At 59.5% G+C, this 19,308-nt stretch carries 19 protein-coding genes; 11 read left to right on the forward strand and 8 right to left on the reverse strand.

Going from position 1 to position 19,308, the window contains the following annotated elements:
- The first annotated feature begins 171 nt into the window (after positions 1 to 171).
- Positions 172 to 1,326 carry an FMN-dependent L-lactate dehydrogenase LldD gene (gene lldD / locus ACA066_RS15655; protein ID WP_497695633.1) on the forward strand — a complete coding sequence of 385 codons (1,155 nt, stop codon included), beginning with the start codon at positions 172 to 174 and terminating at the stop codon, positions 1,324 to 1,326.
- Positions 1,327 to 1,362: 36 nt separating this feature from the next.
- On the opposite strand, the gene ACA066_RS15660 is transcribed toward lldD, so the two are convergent.
- On the reverse strand, positions 1,363 to 1,731 hold the full coding sequence (locus tag ACA066_RS15660) for a DUF427 domain-containing protein (protein ID WP_497695634.1): 369 nt from the start codon (positions 1,729 to 1,731) through the stop codon (positions 1,363 to 1,365).
- A gap of 340 nt (positions 1,732 to 2,071) precedes the next feature.
- On the opposite strand from ACA066_RS15660, the gene ACA066_RS15665 reads away from it, so the two are divergent.
- From ACA066_RS15665 to ACA066_RS15685, 5 genes are all read left to right on the forward strand, one after another.
- Complete coding sequence (locus ACA066_RS15665; protein WP_497695635.1) at positions 2,072 to 4,300, forward strand: C1 family peptidase; 2,229 nt, start codon at positions 2,072 to 2,074, stop codon at positions 4,298 to 4,300.
- 243 nt (positions 4,301 to 4,543) lie between these two features.
- Positions 4,544 to 6,493 (forward strand): DNA topoisomerase III, encoded by a 1,950-nt coding sequence (locus tag ACA066_RS15670; RefSeq protein ID WP_497695636.1) that lies wholly within the window; start codon positions 4,544 to 4,546, stop codon positions 6,491 to 6,493.
- A gap of 53 nt (positions 6,494 to 6,546) precedes the next feature.
- On the forward strand, positions 6,547 to 7,050 hold the full coding sequence (locus tag ACA066_RS15675) for a GNAT family N-acetyltransferase (protein WP_497695637.1): 504 nt from the start codon (positions 6,547 to 6,549) through the stop codon (positions 7,048 to 7,050).
- A 519-nt stretch (positions 7,051 to 7,569) separates the two neighbouring features.
- Positions 7,570 to 7,899: a hypothetical protein gene (locus ACA066_RS15680; protein ID WP_497462138.1), complete on the forward strand. Its 330-nt coding sequence runs from the start codon at positions 7,570 to 7,572 to the stop codon at positions 7,897 to 7,899.
- Between the two features lie 120 nt (positions 7,900 to 8,019).
- Complete coding sequence (locus tag ACA066_RS15685) at positions 8,020 to 8,322, forward strand: hypothetical protein (RefSeq protein ID WP_497695638.1); 303 nt, start codon at positions 8,020 to 8,022, stop codon at positions 8,320 to 8,322.
- On the opposite strand, the gene cynR is transcribed toward ACA066_RS15685, so the two are convergent.
- The gene (cynR, locus tag ACA066_RS15690) at positions 8,308 to 9,207 is read right to left on the reverse strand and encodes a transcriptional regulator CynR (protein WP_497695639.1); all 900 of its coding nucleotides are present in this window, start codon (positions 9,205 to 9,207) and stop codon (positions 8,308 to 8,310) included. The two genes, ACA066_RS15685 and cynR, sit on opposite strands and share 15 nt — an antisense overlap.
- A 121-nt stretch (positions 9,208 to 9,328) precedes the next feature.
- Here cynR and cynS point away from each other — a divergent pair, with 121 nt between their 5' ends.
- Together cynS and ACA066_RS15700 are read left to right on the forward strand one after the other, a co-directional pair.
- Entirely contained in the window at positions 9,329 to 9,796 is a 468-nt protein-coding gene (cynS, locus tag ACA066_RS15695; protein ID WP_497695640.1) for a cyanase, read from the forward strand.
- A gap of 59 nt (positions 9,797 to 9,855) precedes the next feature.
- Positions 9,856 to 10,515: a carbonic anhydrase gene (locus ACA066_RS15700; protein WP_497695641.1), complete on the forward strand. Its 660-nt coding sequence runs from the start codon at positions 9,856 to 9,858 to the stop codon at positions 10,513 to 10,515.
- A gap of 55 nt (positions 10,516 to 10,570) precedes the next feature.
- Here ACA066_RS15700 and ACA066_RS15705 read toward each other — a convergent pair whose 3' ends face one another.
- The 3 genes from ACA066_RS15705 to glsB all read right to left on the reverse strand — a co-directional run bounded on the left by ACA066_RS15705 (position 10,571) and on the right by glsB (position 13,491).
- A complete protein-coding gene (locus ACA066_RS15705) occupies positions 10,571 to 10,921 on the reverse strand; it encodes a BON domain-containing protein (protein ID WP_497695642.1) in 351 nt (116 codons plus the stop codon).
- A 74-nt stretch (positions 10,922 to 10,995) separates the two neighbouring features.
- Complete coding sequence (locus tag ACA066_RS15710; RefSeq protein ID WP_497695643.1) at positions 10,996 to 12,498, reverse strand: aldehyde dehydrogenase family protein; 1,503 nt, start codon at positions 12,496 to 12,498, stop codon at positions 10,996 to 10,998.
- Between the two features lie 84 nt (positions 12,499 to 12,582).
- Positions 12,583 to 13,491: a glutaminase B gene (glsB, locus tag ACA066_RS15715; RefSeq protein ID WP_084321686.1), complete on the reverse strand. Its 909-nt coding sequence runs from the start codon at positions 13,489 to 13,491 to the stop codon at positions 12,583 to 12,585.
- Positions 13,492 to 13,867: 376 nt separating this feature from the next.
- Between glsB and ACA066_RS15720 the strand changes: the two genes are divergently transcribed.
- Genes ACA066_RS15720 through ACA066_RS15730 form a run of 3 tightly spaced genes read left to right on the forward strand, consistent with a single transcriptional unit; the run spans position 13,868 to position 15,395 of the window.
- On the forward strand, positions 13,868 to 14,071 hold the full coding sequence (locus ACA066_RS15720) for an HvfA family oxazolone/thioamide-modified RiPP metallophore (protein WP_497695644.1): 204 nt from the start codon (positions 13,868 to 13,870) through the stop codon (positions 14,069 to 14,071).
- A gap of 54 nt (positions 14,072 to 14,125) precedes the next feature.
- The gene (locus tag ACA066_RS15725) at positions 14,126 to 14,641 is read left to right on the forward strand and encodes an HvfX family Cu-binding RiPP maturation protein (protein WP_497695645.1); all 516 of its coding nucleotides are present in this window, start codon (positions 14,126 to 14,128) and stop codon (positions 14,639 to 14,641) included.
- Between the two features lie 55 nt (positions 14,642 to 14,696).
- Entirely contained in the window at positions 14,697 to 15,395 is a 699-nt protein-coding gene (locus ACA066_RS15730; RefSeq protein ID WP_497695646.1) for a dienelactone hydrolase family protein, read from the forward strand.
- Positions 15,396 to 15,579: 184 nt separating this feature from the next.
- On the opposite strand, the gene ACA066_RS15735 is transcribed toward ACA066_RS15730, so the two are convergent.
- The 3 genes from ACA066_RS15735 to ACA066_RS15745 form a co-directional block, all read right to left on the reverse strand.
- Positions 15,580 to 16,548 carry a nitrilase-related carbon-nitrogen hydrolase gene (locus ACA066_RS15735; protein WP_497695647.1) on the reverse strand — a complete coding sequence of 323 codons (969 nt, stop codon included), beginning with the start codon at positions 16,546 to 16,548 and terminating at the stop codon, positions 15,580 to 15,582.
- Positions 16,549 to 16,755: 207 nt separating this feature from the next.
- Positions 16,756 to 17,688 (reverse strand): GlxA family transcriptional regulator, encoded by a 933-nt coding sequence (locus ACA066_RS15740; RefSeq protein WP_497695648.1) that lies wholly within the window; start codon positions 17,686 to 17,688, stop codon positions 16,756 to 16,758.
- A 286-nt stretch (positions 17,689 to 17,974) separates the two neighbouring features.
- Positions 17,975 to 19,210 carry a phospholipase D-like domain-containing protein gene (locus tag ACA066_RS15745; RefSeq protein WP_497695649.1) on the reverse strand — a complete coding sequence of 412 codons (1,236 nt, stop codon included), beginning with the start codon at positions 19,208 to 19,210 and terminating at the stop codon, positions 17,975 to 17,977.
- Positions 19,211 to 19,308 lie beyond the last annotated feature (98 nt).

The raw sequence follows: 19,308 nt of genomic DNA on the forward strand, positions 1-19,308 counted from the left end.
TGTCCGGCCGCCTTCGCGAGCAGGCTCGCTCCCACAGGGGTTCCGCGAACATCCGCGAGATCAAACCGCTATCCATTTCCTCAAGTGAACAGAATTACCGCAAACGCGAGCCGTTTTCGCTACTCTGACCCGACGCACCCATCGCCCCGCCACTCACCCGACCGAGGCACCATGATCATTTCATCCGCATCCGACTACCGCGAGGCAGCCCGCCGCAAACTCCCCCGATTCCTGTTCGATTACATCGACGGCGGCGCTTATGCAGAACACACACTGAGGGCCAACAGCGCCGACCTGACGGGCATCAGCCTGCGCCAGCGCATTCTGAAAAACGTCGAAACCCTGAGCCTCGAAACCACCCTCTTCGACCAGCCCCTGGCAATGCCAATCATCCTCGCGCCAGTCGGCCTCACAGGCATGTTCGCCCGTCGAGGTGAAGTGCAAGCGGTCAAAGCCGCACAAAACAAAGGCATCCCCCTGTGCCTCTCAACGGTCTCGGTGTGCTCGATCGAGGAAGTGGCGACCCAAACCCAACAATCCATCTGGTTTCAGCTGTATGTGCTGAAAGACAGAGGCTTCATGAAAAATGCCCTGGAGCGGGCCAAGGCCGCCGGGGTAAAAAACCTGGTGTTCACCGTCGACATGCCCACACCCGGTGCGCGTTACCGGGATGCGCACTCGGGCATGTCCGGGCCTTTTGCGTCTTCGCGAAGAATTTTGCAGGCCATGACCAGACCCGACTGGGCCTTCAACGTCGGCGTCATGGGGCGCCCGCACGACTTGGGCAACATTTCAAAATACCTCGGCAAAGCCGTCACGCTCGAAGACTACATGGGCTGGCTGGCCAACAACTTCGACCCTTCGATCAGCTGGAGCGACCTGGAGTGGATTCGTGATTTCTGGCAAGGCCCGATGATCATCAAAGGCATCCTCGACCCCCAGGATGCCCGGGACGCGGTCAGCTTTGGCGCGGACGGCATTGTGGTGTCGAACCACGGCGGGCGGCAGCTGGACGGCGTGCTCTCCACCACCCGGGCATTACCGCCGATCATGCAAGCGGTGGGCAATGACCTGACGGTGCTGGTCGACTCGGGGATCCGCTCGGGGCTCGATGTCGTGCGGATGCTGGCGCTGGGCGCGAAAGGCGTGTTGCTGGGGCGTTCCATGGCGTACGCGCTGGCCGCCGACGGCCAACGCGGGGTGGAAAACATGCTGGATATTTTCGCCAAGGAGATGCGCGTGGCGATGACGTTGACCGGGGTGACGTCGATTGGTCAGATTGATGAATCCACGCTGGTGCAGGCGGTTCGTGAGCTCAAAGCCTGATCGTAAAAACGCCCTGTCATTGCAGGGCGTTTTCAATCACTCGACGTCTTTGAGAATCTCGAACGTTACTTGATCAGGATAAAACGCCACGTATTTTCTAATCTGCTCTACCGACACTTTGGGGTCTTCATAGCTCCATACCGCATTGGCACCCTCATGCCCCGGAATCTGCAGGCTGAAGTAGCTCGCGTCGCCCTTGTAAGGGCAATAGGTCGTGTGATCGGTGCGGGCAAAATACTGCTCGGCGATGTCCTCCCGCGGGACGTAATACACCGGAGGGTAATTGGCCTCCAGCAGCACCAGCGCGCGCGTGGACGCGGCCACCTGAATACCGTGAAACTTCACCAGCAGGCAGCCGGGCTGCTCGGCGATGGTGATGACAGGACTGGGACCGGAGCTTTTCATGAAATGCGTTCCTCGGGACGATGATAAACCTGTGGGAGCGTGCGATGCGGCGATCCGATGTCCGCGATGGGTTGCGCAGCGGCCCCAACACTTGAGAACACAACTGTCAGGTATAACCCAGATTTCGTCATCACGACGCGTTCACAGCCGAACGGAGGACCCTGACGGTTATCCGTCTGTAGCCCGGCTACCGCCACTCTTCATGTCATCGCCTAATAGACCAACGGCTCAACTGCGCCGAAAGATCGACTACGATCAATAGCACCGTTGACATCCCTGCTTCGCAGTCAGGTCGTCGTGGCGTGGGGGTTCGAGTCTCAGAAACCTGAGGGTCACCAACATGCCAGCCAGTCGATTCTCCCTCGATCAAACGATCATCACCCTCGATGCACGCCCGGATCGCCTCGATCTGCGTGATCGCCTTTTCACTCCACGCATTCAATCGTTGCCGCCCTCCTGGCCCGTCGATAAGGACATCGCCGCCGAACTCTCGGGGTATCTGGCCAGAGACATGGTGCTGTTCCAGGGCAGCGAAGGCGCGTGCACCGGGTTTGGCCTGGCGGCGGTGGTCAACTTTTTATTGTGGCGACGGGACCGCGCGTCCACCAAAACCAGCCCGCGCCAGCTCTATCATCTGGCCAAGCTGTATGACGAATGGCCGGGCGAGGATTACTCGGGGTCGAGCTGCCGGGGCGCGTTGAAGGGCTGGCACAAACATGGCGTCTGTGCGCAGGAGTTGTGGCCCTACACCGTCAAGCCTGATGGTTCGGTCCCGGCGTTCGAGGCGCCGGCCGAGAATTGGGCCGCCGATGCCGTGACCCGGCCGCTGGGGGTTTACTACCGCGTCGAGAAGGACGATGTCACCGCGATGATGGCAGCGCTGTATGAAGCCGGTGCGCTTTACGTCTCGGCCAATGTGCATCAGGGCTGGGCGCTGATGCGACCCAAAGGCAGAAAAAGCCCGGTGGCGGCGTTCGAAAGCATGTCACAACTGCCTGTGATCAAGTGGTCGGCAAACAATCAGGGCGGTCATGCCTTTGCCTTGATCGGCTACACCAGTCAGGGCTTCATCGTGCAGAACTCCTGGTCGACCGACTGGGGATTTTCGGGCTTCGCCATCCTGACGTTCGAAGACTGGCTGGCCAACGGCACCGATGCCTGGACCGTGGCCCTTGGCGTACCGATCGAACATGGCGGGCTTTCCCAAAATTCGCGCACGTCACGTGCCAGGGCCGATGTGCAATCACCGTTTCGCAACGCCCTGTCGAGCTCCATCGCCAAGCGTGAGGGCTTTTCGTTATTCACCGCCAGCACCCGCGATTCAGAACGCAAAGGGCCCGCGCTGCTGACCAAGGATCAGGCGTACGGCCTGACCATCGTCATGGAAAACAACGGCAGCATCGGCCCCCGGCTGACGGACGTGGAAAACGTCCGCGCGGGGGTCAAACGGATCGTCTACGAAGCGCCTCGCGCCTGGTACGACAAACTGCCTGCGGGCAGCAAACCCGCCGTTTTACGCATCGCCATTGTGGCCCATGGCGGGCTCAACTCCGAACAGGACTCCATCAACCGGATTTGCGCGATGGCGCCCTACTTCCTCGAAAACGGTATCTATCCACTGTTCGTGACCTGGCGCACCGGAACGCTGGAAACATTGGCGGATATTATTCAGGACACCCTGCCGGGCGTGTTCGAGGCCGGCGGCGTCAGCGACGTGTTGAAGCTGATCAAGGACAAAACCGTAGAAGGCCTTGATCGCACGGTCGAGCTGGCGACCAAGAAACTCGGTGGCGATCAGTGGAGCCAGATGAAGCAGAACGCCGAAGCCGCTGCCGTTGCGGGTTTCACTCCGCGGGGCCTGGTGGAGATGGCAGACAACCTGAAAAAACTGGTCGACGACCTGGGCCCGAAAAAAGTCGAGCTGCATCTGATCGGTCATTCTGCCGGCTCGTTGATCAACGGCCACTTGATCCGCCTGCTGTGGGCCCGCACGTTGCCGACCGAGACATCGACGCTGATGGCCCCGGCGTGCACCCTCGACTTCGCCAACCAGACCTACCGCAAAGTCATCGAAGACGGCGGTCTCAAGCGCAAGGACTTCCACATTTATCTGATGTCGGACCAGCGCGAACAGACGGATAACGTCATTGGCGCGTACCACAAATCGCTGCTCTACCTGGTTTCCCGGGCTTATGAGGAACTGCAACGCATGCCGCTGCTGGGCATGGCCAGCAGCCTCGACGGGAACTGCCAGAACTTCAGCGACCCCGATCTGGCGTTATGGAACATTGCCGCCCGGAACATGACCGAACAATGGAACCGATTTTACTGGGGCAACAGCATTCCGACCGGTTTCGCCACAACCGGTCGCGGGCTGCCGGACGCGTTTGCGCAAACCCTGCATATCTTCAACGAGCCGAAGATGAACTACGGCGCGGGCGTCAAGGCGGACACTTCCCATGGCGGGTTCGACAATGACATCAACGTCATCACCAGCGTTTTGCTGACCATTCTTCGACTGTCAGCGGGCGCCAAACTCGCGCAGCCGGTGGTCAACCTGAACTACTGAACACCATGCCCTTGTAGGAGCGAGCTTGCTCGCGATGATTGTCAGTGCGCCGCGGTTCGTCATGTGCCCCGCGTTATCGTTCACGTACATCGCGAGAAAGCTCGCTCCTACAGGGGTGATTGGCGCGGCTCATTGCAATGATCGGAAATGCACGAGCTGTACATCCATACAGATAAAGATTGCTCCATCGCTCATCAGCCGCCATTCTGTGCACCTCCCGGCAGCTGATGAACGATGGTGGTTATGCGGTTGTACCTCTGTGAAAAACCTTCCCAGGCCAAAGACATTGCGGCCGTGCTCGGCGCCCGGCGTCGCGGCGACGGCTGCTGGCTGGGAACGGACGTCACGGTGACCTGGTGCATCGGCCATCTGCTGGAAACCGCACCGCCGGATGCCTATGACGCACGCTACAAGCGCTGGGTGCTGGCGGATCTGCCGATCATTCCGGACAAATGGAAAATGACCGTCAAACCGCGCACTGCCAGTCAATACAAGGCCGTCAAACGCTTGCTCGGCGAGGCCGATGACCTGGTGATCGCCACCGATGCCGACCGTGAGGGCGAAATGATCGCCCGGGAACTGGTCGAGCATTGTCGTTATCGCGGACCGATCCAGCGGTTGTGGCTGTCGGCGCTGGACGATGCGTCGATCCGCAAGGCGCTGGCTGCACTGAAACCGGGAGCGGAGACGTTCAGCCTTTATCATTCGGCATTGGGCCGTTCACGGGCCGACTGGCTGATCGGGATGAACATGAGCCGGTTGTTCACGTTGCTGGGGCGCCAGTCCGGTTATCAGGGCGTGTTGCCGGTCGGTCGGGTGCAAACGCCGACCCTGCGGCTGGTGGTGGATCGCGACCGCAGCATTGCCGATTTCGTCCCCGTGGCTTACTGGGCCATCGACGTGCAACTGCTGCACGATGGCACCGCGTTCACCGCACAGTGGCGCGCGACCTCCGACGCTTGCGACGATCAGGATCGCTGCCTCAACCAGACGCTGGCGCAACAAGCGGCGGCGGCGATTGGCAGCGCGGCGAGTGCCCGGGTGATCAAGCTGCGTACCGAGCGGATGCGTGAAGTGGCGCCGCTGCCGTTCGATCTGGGCACCTTGCAGGAAGTCTGCTCGAAGAAGCTTGGACTCGGCGCTCAGGAAACGCTCGACATCGCCCAGGCGCTTTACGAAACCCACAAGGTCATTACCTATCCGCGCAGTGACTGTGGCTACCTGCCGGTCAGTCAACACAGTGAAGCGCCAGGTATTCTGGCGGCGTTGAGGCAGGCTGATCCCGCCCTCAACGCCTTGCAGGATTACCTGGAACCCCAGCGGCGCTCACGGGCGTGGAACGATGCGAAAGTCAGCGCTCACCACGGCATCATCCCCACTGCCGCGGCAAAAAACCTTGATCGGCTGGCGGGCAAGCAGCGCGCGGTCTACACCCTGATCCGTGCGCGTTATCTGGCGCAGTTTCTGCCCAATCATGAATACGACCGGACCCAGGCCGACTTCGACTGCGCCGGTGAAGCCTTGCGCGCCGTCGGCAAGCAGATCATCGAGCCTGGCTGGAAACGCGCCCTGCCCGAGGCCCTTGCCCCGGCCAAGGGTCGTGAAGCACCGGCGCCGCAAACATTGCCGACATTGGCTGAAGGGCGTGAATGCGCGGTGGCCGACGTGAAGCTCAAGGACCTCTGGACCCAACCGCCCAAACCCTTCACCGAAGGTGACCTTATCAAGGCGATGAAGAACGTCGCCAAACTGGTGGAAGACCCACTGCTCAAGCAGAAACTCAAGGACACCACCGGGATCGGCACCGAAGCCACCCGCGCCTCGATCATCCAGGGCCTGCTCGACCGTGGTTACCTGATCAAGAACGGCAAGGCCCTGGCCGCGACGCCAGCCGCCTTCAGTCTGATCGATGCGGTGCCACGCGCCATCGCCGATCCGGGCACCACGGCGATCTGGGAACAGGCGCTGGACATGGTGCAAAGCGGCGAAATGAGCCTGGAAGAGTTCGTCACCAAACAAGCCGCGTGGATGAGCAAGCAGGTTGCCCGCTGCGCCGGCCTCAGCCTGACCATCAGCGGCCCGGCAAGCCCAGCCGGGCGCGGTGCCGCGCCATGGAAAAACAAACGCAAACCGGCCAAGCGCAAACCCGCAACTGCTAGCAAGCGCGCAGCAAAACCGGCAAGCAAGGCGTGAACGAGCAGTGGTCTACTGTTCATCAGATCCGCTGACATCAGGAGCGAGCCCGCATGCCCTCGATTGAACTGCACGCCGCACAGCGCGATGAACTGGAAACCATTGAAAACCTGATGCAGTTCTACTTGCACGACTTCAGTGAATGGCTGCCGCTGAAAGTCGGTGCGAATGGTTTCTTCAACATCCAGGACCAACAGGATTACTGGCGAAACCCTGCCACCCGCCCCTTTCTGATCAAGGTCGATGGGGAACTGGCCGGTTTCGTGAGCGTGGATGACCACACCCATCTTCCCGGTGCCGAGTACAACATCGGCTACCTGTTCGTCAGCCGCCGCTTTCGTGGCCAAGGTGTCGCGACGTTTGTCGTTTCCACCCTCTTGAGCCAGCTCCCCGGTCAATGGCAGATTTTCCACATCGACGCCAATCAGCCCGCGCGTTTGTTCTGGGCGGGCGTGATTGACGATCTCACCGGTGGCGCGTACACACGGCATCAGCAGCCGGTAGACGATTTCCCCTGCACCTTTTATCGCTTCCAAAGCTCACCGCCATCGACCTGAGTGACGCTTTCCGGTTCCGCTTTCTCATTCCAAACAGCTTTGTCCGACAATATGTAGTGCTTGAAAATAATCACTACAAAACCGTTGACGCTTCCGATTTGCCCTTGCATGATGCAGACATCTCCCCGATCGGGAGTACGGCAACATGTTTGAGCAAGCTCGTCTGACCGCCGAGCTGTTTTTCCCGGATACACGCTGCCCACAAGGCAGATTGAAGAAGCTGACCTGGCCCGAACGTCCAGTACAAGGACGAGAAGCGCTGGCGATCAATCCTCATGAAGCTTGTGGCCGACCCTGAAAACGTCGGTAGTGGCCTGAAGGTTTTCGCTGCTTCTCTTCGTTGTGACGCTATTGCGTAGCAGTTATTCAACACGACTACATGCAACAGACGCGGGACCCCGTCATTTCGGCGGCCGACCGCTGACGTCCTGGTTTCGGTGCCAGGGATCAACTAACCGATGGGCTACCTGTATTAGCGAATCAACTTTGAAAGATCACCAAATGGTCAAGGGGCTTTATATGAATCTGAACAATCAACCCACCATCGATGAACTGGCTCGTATGTTCGCTGCGCAAAAAGACAGCCACGACAGCCATATCCTGTGGATCAGCAAGTCGGGCCAGGTGCATATCGACTGCCTGTCGCCGCATGCCCATGAAACCGAGTTCGACCAGAACAACCAGAACCTGCTGGCCCGACTGAAGATGTACCGTCGCGGCCAGGGCTATGTCGGCAAGAAAGCCGCAGCCGACAAGGACTTCATCGGTAATGTTCTGCAAACTCTGAAACAGGCCTGGGCCTCGATGCAGAACCAGAATGAAGTTCGGGTGATTGACCGGTTCTACTGATAAACCAACACGCTAAAAAGGCCCCGCTCGAATGATCGAGCGGGGCCTTTTTGTTTGTCTCCACTGTGCCAAACAAGGCTATCGTTAAACGTATCCGCTGTTGGTCCCTGGAGACTTGCGATGAAAATCAACCTGAAATTCCTGCTGTTGCTGCTGATGACGAGTGCTGCTCAGGCAAACAGCGTCACGGGTGTCCCGTCATTCGCGGTGGAGTGCCCCGGCAAGATCCTCGTCCAGGCAGATCAGGACGGGCCGGTGATGATCAATAGCAAGGAAGCCGAAACCAAAGCCATCAATGATCGCCGCTTCGAAGCCAAGGGTTCAGGCATCACGCTGTCCATCCTCCTGGCCGATGACGACTCGGTGGCCGTGACCTCCACCGGCAAGGCGTCCAATGGTGTGTGCCAGTCAGTCGATGACTGACGTCGACGACTCGGCTGTTCCCAAAACCAACTCCATAAAGGCTACCGACGCCGCACTGTGATAATTGTTTTTACGTCGCAGCAGCGCAGCCCCGCGCTTGGGGGCCTCACCCTGCAAAGGAATCCTGTGCAACGCGCGCTCCTGAGTAGCGATGGCCTCCGGAAGGATGGTGGCGATGGCCGTGTGCCGGATGACTTCCAGTAACGTACTCACCGAGTTCACCTCGATCACCACTTTTGGCGTGATCCGCTTCTGGGCGAAGTACTCATCGATACGGGTGCGGGTGACGAAATCCTGCGCCAGTAACGCAAACTCCAACTGCGCCACTGCTTCAGCGGATAACGCGACACGGCTTTCGTACAACGGATGATCCCGCCCCACCATCACCCCCAGCGTCTCGGTAAAGGCCGGGATCGACTCGATGTCGGCATTCCTGACCTCATTGAACGCAATGGCGATGTCCAGTGAGTCATCCAGCAGCCCGGCCTCGATGTCGTCCATCGACAGCTCGTAAATCTGCAGGCGGATGTTCGGATACCGCGCCACGTAGTCGCGCACCAACGGCCCGACCAGGTACGCCATGAAGGTCGGCGTCATCGCCAGCCGCAACGTCCCGCGGGACAAATCCTTCACGTCATGCAACGCCCGTTTGCCCGCCTCCAGCTCCACCAATACCCGCCTTGCACACTCGATGTAGGCCTCGCCCGCGTCGGTCGGCTTGACTGTGCGCGAGGTACGGTCAAAGAGGCTCACTCCCAGCGTTTCCTCCAGTTGGCGGACCTGTTGCGACAAGGTTGGCTGTGACACGTGCAGCGCCTCGGCAGCACGGGTGAAACCGCCGTGGTCGGCGACCGCCAGCAAATAACGCAAATGTCGGAGCAACATCAGGATTCAACCTATAGGCAGGACTTATGCGAAGAATTGTATATCGGTCTTGGACGCTATGAATCAATCGGCAGAAGATGGCTTCACACCCAAGCAACATCACGCCGACAGGAGAAACCCCATGCAACAGTCCCACGCTTACAACGACCCGAGTCTGGCCCTGACCACGTCGATCCTCGACGCCAAGGCGCGCAAAAACCTGTCCTGGCAGGACCTGACCGACGGCACCGGCCTTGGCCTCGCCTACGTCACCGCTGCCCTGCTCGGTCAGCATCCACTGCCGGAAGCCGCCGCCAAAGTGATTGGTGAAAAACTCGATCTGGACGCCGATGCCGTTAACCGCCTGCAGATCATCCCGCTGCGCGGCAGCCTCTCGGGTGTCCCCACCGACCCGACCATCTACCGCTTCTACGAGATGATCCAGATTTACGGCACCACCTTGAAAGCCCTGGTCCATGAACAATTCGGCGACGGCATCATCAGCGCGATCAACTTCAAGCTCGACCTGAAAAAAGTCGAAGACCCGGAAGGCGGCTCCCGCGCCGTGATCACCCTCGACGGCAAATTCCTGCCACTGCGTCCCTTCTAAGTGGATACCGGCCCGCACAGAGGTGCGGCCAAACCCGACTCACGCATGAGGACATCGCTATGAAAACGCTGATCGAAGGTTTTTTGAAATTCCAGAAGGAAGCCTTTCCGCAACGCACTGACCTGTTCAAACACCTGGCCACCACGCAACACCCCGGCACGTTGTTCATCACCTGCTCCGACAGTCGTGTCGTGCCGGAATTGCTGACCCAGCAAGAACCCGGCGAACTGTTCGTGATCCGTAACGCCGGCAACATCGTGCCCTCCTACAGTCCGCATCCGGGCGGTGTATCGGCTACGGTCGAATACGCGGTGGCAGTGCTGGGCGTCACCGACATCGTGATCTGCGGCCATTCGGACTGCGGCGCCATGACCGCCGTCGCCTCGTGCAAATGCATGGACCACCTGCCCGCCGTCAGCGGCTGGTTGCAACACGCCGAGTCAGCGAAAGTGATCAATGAATCGCGCCCTCACGCCAGTGACGCGGCGAAGGTGAGTTCGATGGTACGGGAAAACGTGATCGCTCAACTGGCCAACATCCAGACCCACCCGAGCGTACGACTGGCTCAGGAAAAAGGCCTGCTGAACCTGCATGGCTGGGTCTACGACATCGAAACCGGTTCAATCGATGCGCTGGATGCCAACAGCCGCACGTTCGTGTCGCTGGTCGAACACCCGACCACCTGCGCCGTGCACGGCAAGGCGATGGAAGCGGCTTGATCCAGGTCGGCACCCGATGCAGCGCACCCGGTTCACGGGAGCGCTGCATCCAGCTTCATTTGTCGTCCGATTTGGCTGACGATGGTGGCCGGATCTCCGGACTTTCCTCGGCGTTTGGCGGTGTTGGAACGCTTCCGGGCGTGAACACGTGAGTCAGCAACTCCCTGGCATCGATTTCATTGACACCATTCACCGTGCGGGCTAGCGCAACGACCTGCTCACACTGTTTATGGGTGTTGACGCGACCACTCAACACCAACGTTCCTGCAAGTGTTTTGACATGGACTTGCAGACTAAGGGCAGGATCGGCCAGCGCCAGGGCCGACTTCACCCGAGCGGTCAACCACGCGTCATGCGCGATTAATCCCAATTGATGAGAGTAATGCTCTAAGGAATGATGTTTCATGGCGGACCCCTCTTTCAAAACACAGACGCAGACACCCTAAATTATAGTGCGGCCTGCGTCTGTGGTCGGGGTACTCAGCGTTTGACCGAAAGGTCGGTCTGCGTCATGCGACTGCGAATCGTGAACACGCCATCTCCCGAGAGAATCGCGCTGCGGGCAAACAGGCGGCCGCTCTCCCAGTTCGAAAGCCCCAGTTCCGGTTTGTTCAGCGCGTACTGGCCGTCGACCCAGCGGGTGATGCCGTTGCCGACAAAAGGTGCGTTGACCGCGTTGTAGAAACGTTCCTGGGCCTCGGCATTTTCACTGATCAACGACACGGTGAATTGCGGGCTGTAGCGGTTGAACAAGGCAATGGCACTGTCCAGGTCGTCGACGATTTTCAGGCTGACTTCCGGGGTTTCTTCCCATTCCCATTCGCGGCCCAATTGATCTTCGGGCAACGGTTCGACCAAGGCTTCTGTTTGATAACCTTCGGCGCGGCAGACCTCGACCGTCGCGCTCCTCCAATCGTAAGGCAAGAACGACTGGCTGCCCTCGACGATGTGCAACTTGCAACCCTCGTCCCGTGCAACGCCGGCCTGTTTCAACGCGTGCAGAAACAGCGGCACCAGTTCGGCGGCGCGGTCGCGGTGAATCAGGCAGACGTTCAGTGTGTTGCAGACTTTGCGGTCCAGGGAATTGCGCACGACGGCAGCAAAACGCTGAGCGTCGGCGTCCTTGTCGGCGATCAGCCAGGCGCCACCGGTGCCATGCAGGCTGACGGCGGTGCCGGCCTGCTGCGCGATGCTGCCCAATTGGCTGACGGCACGCCCCGAACCACGGGCCACCGCCAGCGACAGGCGCCGGTCGGCGAACATCGCCCAACCGGCGGCGTGATTGACGCTTTCCACCAGCGACACCGCGCCCACCGGCAAACCGGCGTCGCTCAATGCCGGGTTCAACGCGTGGGTGACGATGGCTTTCGCGGTGCCCAAGGCGTCGCTGCCAATGCGCAGCACAGCGGTGTTGCCGGTACGCAACACGCCAGCGGCGTCGGCGAAGACATTCGGCCGGCCTTCGAAGACGAAGGCGACGATACCCAGCGGCGAAACCACCTGCTCGACTTTCCAGCCGTCATGCTCGACGCAACTGATCACTTTGCCACGCGTGGCTGACGCATCGCGCCAGGCCCTGAGGCCCGCGATCATGTCGCGGCGCATGCGTTCATCGGCCAGCAACCGCGTGGTCGAGCGTCCACGAGACTTGGCCCACTCGATGTCGGCGAGGTTGGCAGCCTCGATCAAGTCCCAGCAGTCCTGATCTTCAAGGCGCTGGGCAAAGAAATCAAAGAACTCACTGATCGCCTGGTCCGACACGGCGGACATCGCCGTAAACGCCGCTTCGGCCCGCTCGATCGCTACCGCCGCTGCTTTCTGGTCCGCGACGGGAATCAGCAGCAACTCACCGCTGACCTGCTCCACCAGCAGGTGGTCCCCGGGCTGAAAGCGCAAGGCCAGTTCGGGGCTGACCACGGTGACGCGGTTACCAGCGAAAGGAATTGGCGTGCCAGCGATTAGACGTTCGAGCGCAAGAGACATGAAACGGGTTCACCATGCAAGGGGCGGCTGGAAAATGTATAGCAAAATGCCTGGAGCGTCATTAACCCCGCCCGCTCGAATCTCTCAAAACACTGACCAGCCAATCCGTTGGCTCAGCAACTCCAGCGCCGCCATGCCCGCGAGCGAGTTGCCGGCGCTGTTCAGTTCCGGTGACCACACGCACACCGTGAACTGCCCCGGCACCACCGCGACGATCCCGCCGCCCACGCCGCTCTTGCCGGGCAGGCCGACGCGATAGGCGAAGTTGCCTGCCTCGTCGTAAAGGCCGCTGGTGGCCATGATCGAGTTGACTTGCTGGGTCTGGCGGGCGCTGAGGATCTGTTCGCCGCTGTGTTTGCAGAAACCGTCGTTGGCCAGGAAGCAGAACGCCCGGGCCAGGTCCACGCAGTTCATGCGCAGGGCGCAATGGCTGAAGTAGCTGCGCAATACCGCTTCGACATCGTTGTGAAAGTTGCCGAAGGATTGCATCAGGTAGGCCATGGCGGCGTTGCGCGCACGGTGCTGATATTCGGACTCGGCGACCTTGCCGTCCACCATCACTTGTGGATTGCCCGACAGACGCCGGACAAAGTCGCGCATCGACAACGCCGGTGCGGCAAAACGCGATTGGTTGATGTCGCAGATCACCAGCGCGCCAGCGTTGATGAATGGATTGCGCGGGCGTCCGCGCTCGAACTCCAGTTGCACCAGCGAGTTGAACGGCTGCCCGGAAGGCTCGTGGCCCAGGCGTTGCCAGATGGCTTCGCCGGAATGGTCGATGGCCTGCACCAGGCTGAACACCTTGGAAATACTCTGCACCGAGAACGGCGTATGGGCGTCGCCGGCGCAAAACAGTTCGCCGTCGTTGCCATACACGGCAATGCCCAACTGATTGGCCGGCACGGTGCCGAGGGCGGGAATGTAATCAGCCACCTTGCCCTGACCGATCAGGGGCCGAACTGCGTCAAGGATCTCGTTCAACAGCGCTTGCATGCCGGGTTCCGAAGTCTCGCCCCATGGGATTGCGGGGACACTGACGCTAGACGCTGGTGGTCGGTAGCGGATCACAGATCGCCTGACACAATCTTATGAACACCACTAAACCCTGTGGGAGCGAGCCTGCTCGCGATAGCGGTGTGTCAGACAATATAAATATCGACTGTCAGTCCGCTATCGCGAGCAGGCTCGCTCCCACAGGGGATCGCGTTGTCTGTGTATCAGCATGTATACAGCCCCGCTCTTGACACACCCCACCCATAAAACCCCGCACCCGCGACACATCGCAGATACACCCGATTGATGAAATGTGCCTGTCGATTGGCTCAGCCGATAAAAGCGCTCAACTCACTCAATGCCACGGAGTATCACCATGTTCAAGCTCTCGACTTCTTCCCTGACCCTCGGTCTGATCATTGCGGGCGGCCTGGCCTTGTCCAACGTCGCGTCGGCTTCCGAGTCCGAAGCGTTCAGCATGAAACAACTGGCCCACGGCTACAGCCAGGCCCAGACGGACACCGCTGAAAAACCGGCTGAAGGCAAATGCGGCGAAGGCAAGTGCGGCGCCAGCGAGTAACCCCTGCGCAGGGCCGTCGGGCCCCGCATCCCTGACTGAACGGAGACCACGTCCATGAACGCTGCAATCTCGTCGGCCGTGAAAGGCCTGCACCTGAACCTTGATCGTGCCGGTAACTGGCTCGCCCCCCTGACCTTGCGGTTGTTCATCGCTTGGGAATTTTTCGAGTCGGGCCTTGAAAAGTGGAATGGCGAAAACTGGTTCGCCGATATCCAGGACCGCTTCCCGTTTCCCTTCGATCACGTGCCGGCCACCCTGAACTGGGAACTGTCGATGTGGGCCGAACTGATCTGCGCCCTCGCCATTCTCGTCGGACTAGGCACACGGGCTTCCGCCATCGTGTTGATCGTGGTGACTATCGTCGCGACCGCTGCCGTTCACTGGCCGGCCGATTGGTCTACATTGAGTGAGCTTGCCCAGGGTTATGCCATCACCAACAAGGGGCACGGCAACTTCAAACTTCCGCTGATTTACCTCGCCGCCCTGACGCCACTATTGCTCTCGGGTGCCGGCAAGCTCAGCCTCGATACGTTGCTGGCTCGATTTTTCTGGCGTCGCAACAATCGCTGAAATGTTAATGTGGCAAGCTATACCTCCCACCTCACTTGCGTAGACAGGAGCCACCATGAGCGTGACCACCCAATGGATCGAGATCGACAGCGCCGAAGGTAAATTCGGCGCTTACCTGGCCATTCCGCATACCCAAAAAGGCCCGGGTATCGTGCTGATCCAGGAGATCTTCGGCGTCAACGAACACATTCGCTCCGTCGCCGAGCAATACGCCGCCGACGGCTACCTGGTGATCGCGCCGGATCTGTTCTGGCGCAGCGGCCACCGTATCGAACTGACCTACGACGAAGCCGGCTGGAAACGCGCGGTCGAGTTGATGAACGCCACCGACGTCGCCAAGGCGCAAAAGGACATCGAACTGGCCATCGACGCCCTGAAAGCCCAGCCGGGCCTGGACGGCGGGATCGCGTCCATCGGCTACTGCTTTGGCGGCCTGCTCTCGTACCATACCGCCGCCAACGGGCTGGTGGACGTGGCCATCGCCTATTACGGCGGCGGCATCCAGAACCAACTGGACCGAGCCGATGAAATCGAAGTGCCGCTGCTGATGCACTTCGGTGAACAGGACAGCCACATTCCGCTGGAAGCCGTCGAGAAAATCGCCGAGCGATTCGACAACAACGACAACGTGGAGATCGTCGTGTATCCCGAAGCCGAACATGGCTTCAACTGCTCGCATCGCGACAGCTACAACCAGCGTGCAGCGGCCGAGGCCCATGGCAATACGCTGATCTTTTTGGGTATGGAATTGTAAGACCTGACCGCTTTTCGTAGGAGCACGGCTTGCCGGCGAAGGCGATTTCAAAAACGCCTTCGCCGGCAAGTCGTGCTCCTACAGGGCTAGCGTCAGTCCCCCATCCCGATCCCTCCCCCGATCCGTAGGGGCATGGCTTGCCAGCGAAGGCGCCCTTGAAATCGCCATCGCCAGCAAGGCGTGATCACACCTCTTCAGCTTGGGCAGCGACAGCCAGCGTCGGTTGAACGTTGCGTTCATGCACATGGCGATGGGGCGTGCGGTCGATGTTAAGACTCAGGATTTCCGGACGGCTGTAGTGACCGCGGCCATCCATCTGGCGCTTGCGGATTTCGATCTGGAACAAGTCGATATCCGCGATCACCTCGCCTTCACCTTCGGTCAATGCACCGACAACCTCACCTTGCGGATCGATGATCGCGGTGTAGCAACCGCCGGAGATCGGACCGATCTCGCAACCGGTGTCGGCCATGATTTGCGCCTGCTGTTCCGGGTACAACCAGGCCGTCGAGTTCACCACGAAGCACGCCGATTCCAGCGCGTGCATGCGGACGCTGACTTCCATCTGGCGGGTGAACAGCGGGCCGGCAAATGAACCCGGGTACATCGAGGCGTGGATCTGTTCGCCGTCTTCGATCAAGGCGTAACGCGCCAGCGGGTTGTAATGTTCCCAGCAGGCCAGTTGGCCGATGCGGCCGACGGCACTGTCGGTGGCGCGCAGGCCGGAACCGTCGCCCATGCCCCAGATCATGCGTTCATGATAGGTCGGCGAAATCTTGCGCCGCGCCTGAATCAGGGTGCCGTCCGCATCGAACAGCAACTGAGTGTTGTAGAGAGTGCTGCCATCACGTTCGTTGACGCCGATGGACACCACCATATTGGCTTCCTTCGCGGCTTTGCCGATCGCATCGGTGGTCGCGGAAGGAACGACGACGGCCTGGTCCAGCAATTTGTAGTGCTCGGCGCCCATTTTGAACGGGGACTGCACGAAGGAAAAATACGGGTAGTACGGCACGATGGTTTCCGGGAAAACGGCGAACTGCACGCCCTTCTCGCCGAGTTCACGGATCTTGTTGACGACCTTTTCTACAGTGCCTTCACGGCTGTAGAGCACAGGAGCGATCTGGACGGCGGCGGCTTTGACGATGGTCATGGCGGTGATCTCATTAAGGGAACGGGCTTCAACGAGATCTAGATTACGGTAATAATATTTTGTCTTAAATGTCGAATACACAACCTTTTAGGACAGACCGTTTCCGTGAATCACTTGGATATTGCGACTGCTGCGCAGCCGAGCGGGAGCAAGCTCCCTCGCCACAGTAGGGTGCTCGGCCATAGACTTCTGTTGACCGGCCTGGCATCACTCCCGATTGGCGCGCTGGATGACTTGTGGCGGTTGGCCAAACGCACGGATAAAGGCCCGGCGCATACGTTCCCGATCACCAAAACCGGTCTCCGTCGCCACCACATCGATGGCGTGCCGGCCGGTTTCCATCATCAGACGCGCGGCCTCCACCCGCAGGTTCTCGATGGCCTTGGCGGGTGATTGACCGGTTTCGGCATGGAACACGCGACTGAACTGTCGCGGGCTGAGGTTAGCCGCGCTGGCCAGCGCCTCGACCGACAGCTCGGACTTCAGGTTCAGCTTGGCGTAGATCAACGCGGACTGGATGCGGTCGGTCTTGGGCTCGAGCTCGAGCATCACCGAAAACTGCGATTGCCCGCCCGCGCGCCGGTGATACACCACCAATTGCCGGGCGACGCGCCGCGCCACGTCGGCGCCCAGATCCTTTTCAACCAGCGCCAGCGCCAGATCGACGCACGCGCTCATGCCCGCCGCGGTCCAGATGTTCCCGTCGTTGATGAAGATCCGGTCCTCTTCCACCAGCACTTTCGGGTACGCCCGCTGCAATGCCGGTGCATGACACCAGTGCGTGGTCGCCCGCCGGCCATCCAGCAAACCTGCTTCGGCCAATGCAATGGCACCGGTGCAAATGGACCCCAGGCGTCGGGTGGTCCGACTGGCGCTGCGCAAAAACTCCACCAAACCGGGCGAGACGGGACGGATCAGGTTGTCACCCATCACCAGCAGCGTGTCGAATGGGCGATGGTCGAACGCCATGGTCTCCACGCCGAAACCGGCAGAGGTCTGCACGGTGCCGCCGTGCTCGGACAGCAAGTTGATGTCGTACACCGGTTCGTCGACAGCACCGTTGGCCATCTCGAAGGCCGCACACATGGCCAGGCCCAGTACCTGAAATTCGGGGTAAACGATGAGGCCGATCTTGTGCATGGTGGCGATCTCTTGATGACCGTAAAGGAGGCCAGATACCTTTTCAGGCCACCGAATTTGCACTGTACGCCCGAATCGCGTCTATACCTCAATACTCGGCGAGCTGTGGCAACTCATCAGTGATCTAGAACTACTGCATCCAGCTCGCGATAATCAGTGGCAGGTTTCAGCCAAATCAAATGTGCAAGCCACTTTCCTGTTCACGCAGCCCACGATGGCCTGACTCCTCAAAATAGTCGGAGCCTGACCACTCATGGGCCCGTCATGCAGTAAGGCATGAGGTGGATCACTCGTCGTCGTCGTCCTCCTCGTCCTCATCCGCTTGCTCAGTGCCCCAGTAGGCATAGTTGAACAAAGCATCGAGTTCGACAAAGTCGCGAAGCCCCAGCTCCCTGCGAATCCTGTCTGCCTGATCACAAAAATCCGCATAGCGCAGCGCTCTGACAGTCGTCTTGTTCGGCTTCGCCGGAAACTGGCGAATATTGGCCAGGCTCAGACCCGATACAGCATTTTGATTCATCACAGCAAAACGTTTTGAGTCGAGGGCAAGCAAAATTTCGGTAATGACATTGACCCCGGCTCTTGGTACGTGATCGAAGTGCCCGAGCAAGATCTGGTAAGCATCTTGAGCCGTAAGGTGTTCGCCTTGAAGGATCGCTCGTAGCCCCTCGATAAAGCGTGGCGCATTATCGGCAATGATGTTCTTGCCTCGGTGCAATCCGCCGGAATGGAAAAGACCGATGAGTTCTTCGTAATGATCAATAAAGGAACTGCGGCTCAAGTGCCCGACCGATGCAAGCTCTCTGATTTTTTGCGCTGCGGCTTTTCTGTTGTCCGTTCGAGCGCTGACTTGCGACGCAAAGCCACTTTCCGATTGGTCTTGTTGCATTAACGTCAATATGTCGCGAAGTAACTGGGTATCACGGCTCGTCGAGGCAATCGCAAGCTCCGCCCGACGAGTAGCCAGCCGCTGCTGAGCCTGATAAATCGCGTAACGCTGTGCGTATTCATCGATACCGGCCTTCGTCGCCGATACCAGTATCTCGTTATCGATCAGGCCATCGACATGCCGGGCCACTGAACCGATCAAGGTACCGTCCGGATCGTCTATTACTGCAGACGCTTCATAATTGTCACTTAAACCACCCGAGGTCAGGTTGGCCGAACCAATGATTACCGTAGCGCCGTCCGGCCCCGAAAACCCATATATCTTCGGATGAAACGTGTCGCTGGTGTTGCTGACGTAAAGGCTCAGGCGCTGGTGCTTTTTGCTCAAGGCCAAAAGCTTGCGCAACAGGGTCGGACTTGTCTGGCAGAAGGAAAGACCGATGGAAAACCTGGCACTTAACCCAGCGGCAAGACGTTTCTTGAGAGGCTCCAGAATGAACCCAAGGGCCGACTCCTTCGCAAAAGCAACAGTGCATTCCAGACGCGTTGCCTTTGACAATAAAGGAATGATCACACTGGCATGCCCTTCCTGCTCACCGTTGAGGAGCAACTGGACATTTTGTTTTTCCTGCATGTCAGGACCTGTTCTCATGAATGGATTTTGAATAGTTTGCTGACCAGACGGCCGCTCACAAACACTGTCAATGCGGTGCCATACAGTGGCCACTAATG

It is taken from the genome of Pseudomonas sp. LBUM1651 (assembly GCF_059716135.1).

Excerpts from the sequence above, each read along its gene's own strand:
- ACA066_RS15730 (WP_497695646.1), top strand. The coding sequence starts at position 14,697 with ATGAGCGTGACCACCCAATGGATCGAGATCGACAGCGCCGAAGGTAAA.
- ACA066_RS15660 (WP_497695634.1), bottom strand. The coding sequence starts at position 1,731 with ATGAAAAGCTCCGGTCCCAGTCCTGTCATCACCATCGCCGAGCAGCCC.
- ACA066_RS15720 (WP_497695644.1), top strand. The coding sequence starts at position 13,868 with ATGTTCAAGCTCTCGACTTCTTCCCTGACCCTCGGTCTGATCATTGCG.
- ACA066_RS15745 (WP_497695649.1), bottom strand. The coding sequence starts at position 19,210 with ATGCAGGAAAAACAAAATGTCCAGTTGCTCCTCAACGGTGAGCAGGAA.
- ACA066_RS15680 (WP_497462138.1), top strand. The coding sequence starts at position 7,570 with ATGAATCTGAACAATCAACCCACCATCGATGAACTGGCTCGTATGTTC.
- glsB (WP_084321686.1), bottom strand. The coding sequence starts at position 13,491 with ATGCAAGCGCTGTTGAACGAGATCCTTGACGCAGTTCGGCCCCTGATC.
- ACA066_RS15670 (WP_497695636.1), top strand. The coding sequence starts at position 4,544 with ATGCGGTTGTACCTCTGTGAAAAACCTTCCCAGGCCAAAGACATTGCG.
- ACA066_RS15700 (WP_497695641.1), top strand. The coding sequence starts at position 9,856 with ATGAAAACGCTGATCGAAGGTTTTTTGAAATTCCAGAAGGAAGCCTTT.
- ACA066_RS15710 (WP_497695643.1), bottom strand. The coding sequence starts at position 12,498 with ATGTCTCTTGCGCTCGAACGTCTAATCGCTGGCACGCCAATTCCTTTC.
- cynR (WP_497695639.1), bottom strand. The coding sequence starts at position 9,207 with ATGTTGCTCCGACATTTGCGTTATTTGCTGGCGGTCGCCGACCACGGC.
- ACA066_RS15685 (WP_497695638.1), top strand. The coding sequence starts at position 8,020 with ATGAAAATCAACCTGAAATTCCTGCTGTTGCTGCTGATGACGAGTGCT.
- ACA066_RS15735 (WP_497695647.1), bottom strand. The coding sequence starts at position 16,548 with ATGACCATCGTCAAAGCCGCCGCCGTCCAGATCGCTCCTGTGCTCTAC.
- cynS (WP_497695640.1), top strand. The coding sequence starts at position 9,329 with ATGCAACAGTCCCACGCTTACAACGACCCGAGTCTGGCCCTGACCACG.
- lldD (WP_497695633.1), top strand. The coding sequence starts at position 172 with ATGATCATTTCATCCGCATCCGACTACCGCGAGGCAGCCCGCCGCAAA.
- ACA066_RS15675 (WP_497695637.1), top strand. The coding sequence starts at position 6,547 with ATGCCCTCGATTGAACTGCACGCCGCACAGCGCGATGAACTGGAAACC.
- ACA066_RS15665 (WP_497695635.1), top strand. The coding sequence starts at position 2,072 with ATGCCAGCCAGTCGATTCTCCCTCGATCAAACGATCATCACCCTCGAT.
- ACA066_RS15740 (WP_497695648.1), bottom strand. The coding sequence starts at position 17,688 with ATGCACAAGATCGGCCTCATCGTTTACCCCGAATTTCAGGTACTGGGC.
- ACA066_RS15725 (WP_497695645.1), top strand. The coding sequence starts at position 14,126 with ATGAACGCTGCAATCTCGTCGGCCGTGAAAGGCCTGCACCTGAACCTT.
- ACA066_RS15705 (WP_497695642.1), bottom strand. The coding sequence starts at position 10,921 with ATGAAACATCATTCCTTAGAGCATTACTCTCATCAATTGGGATTAATC.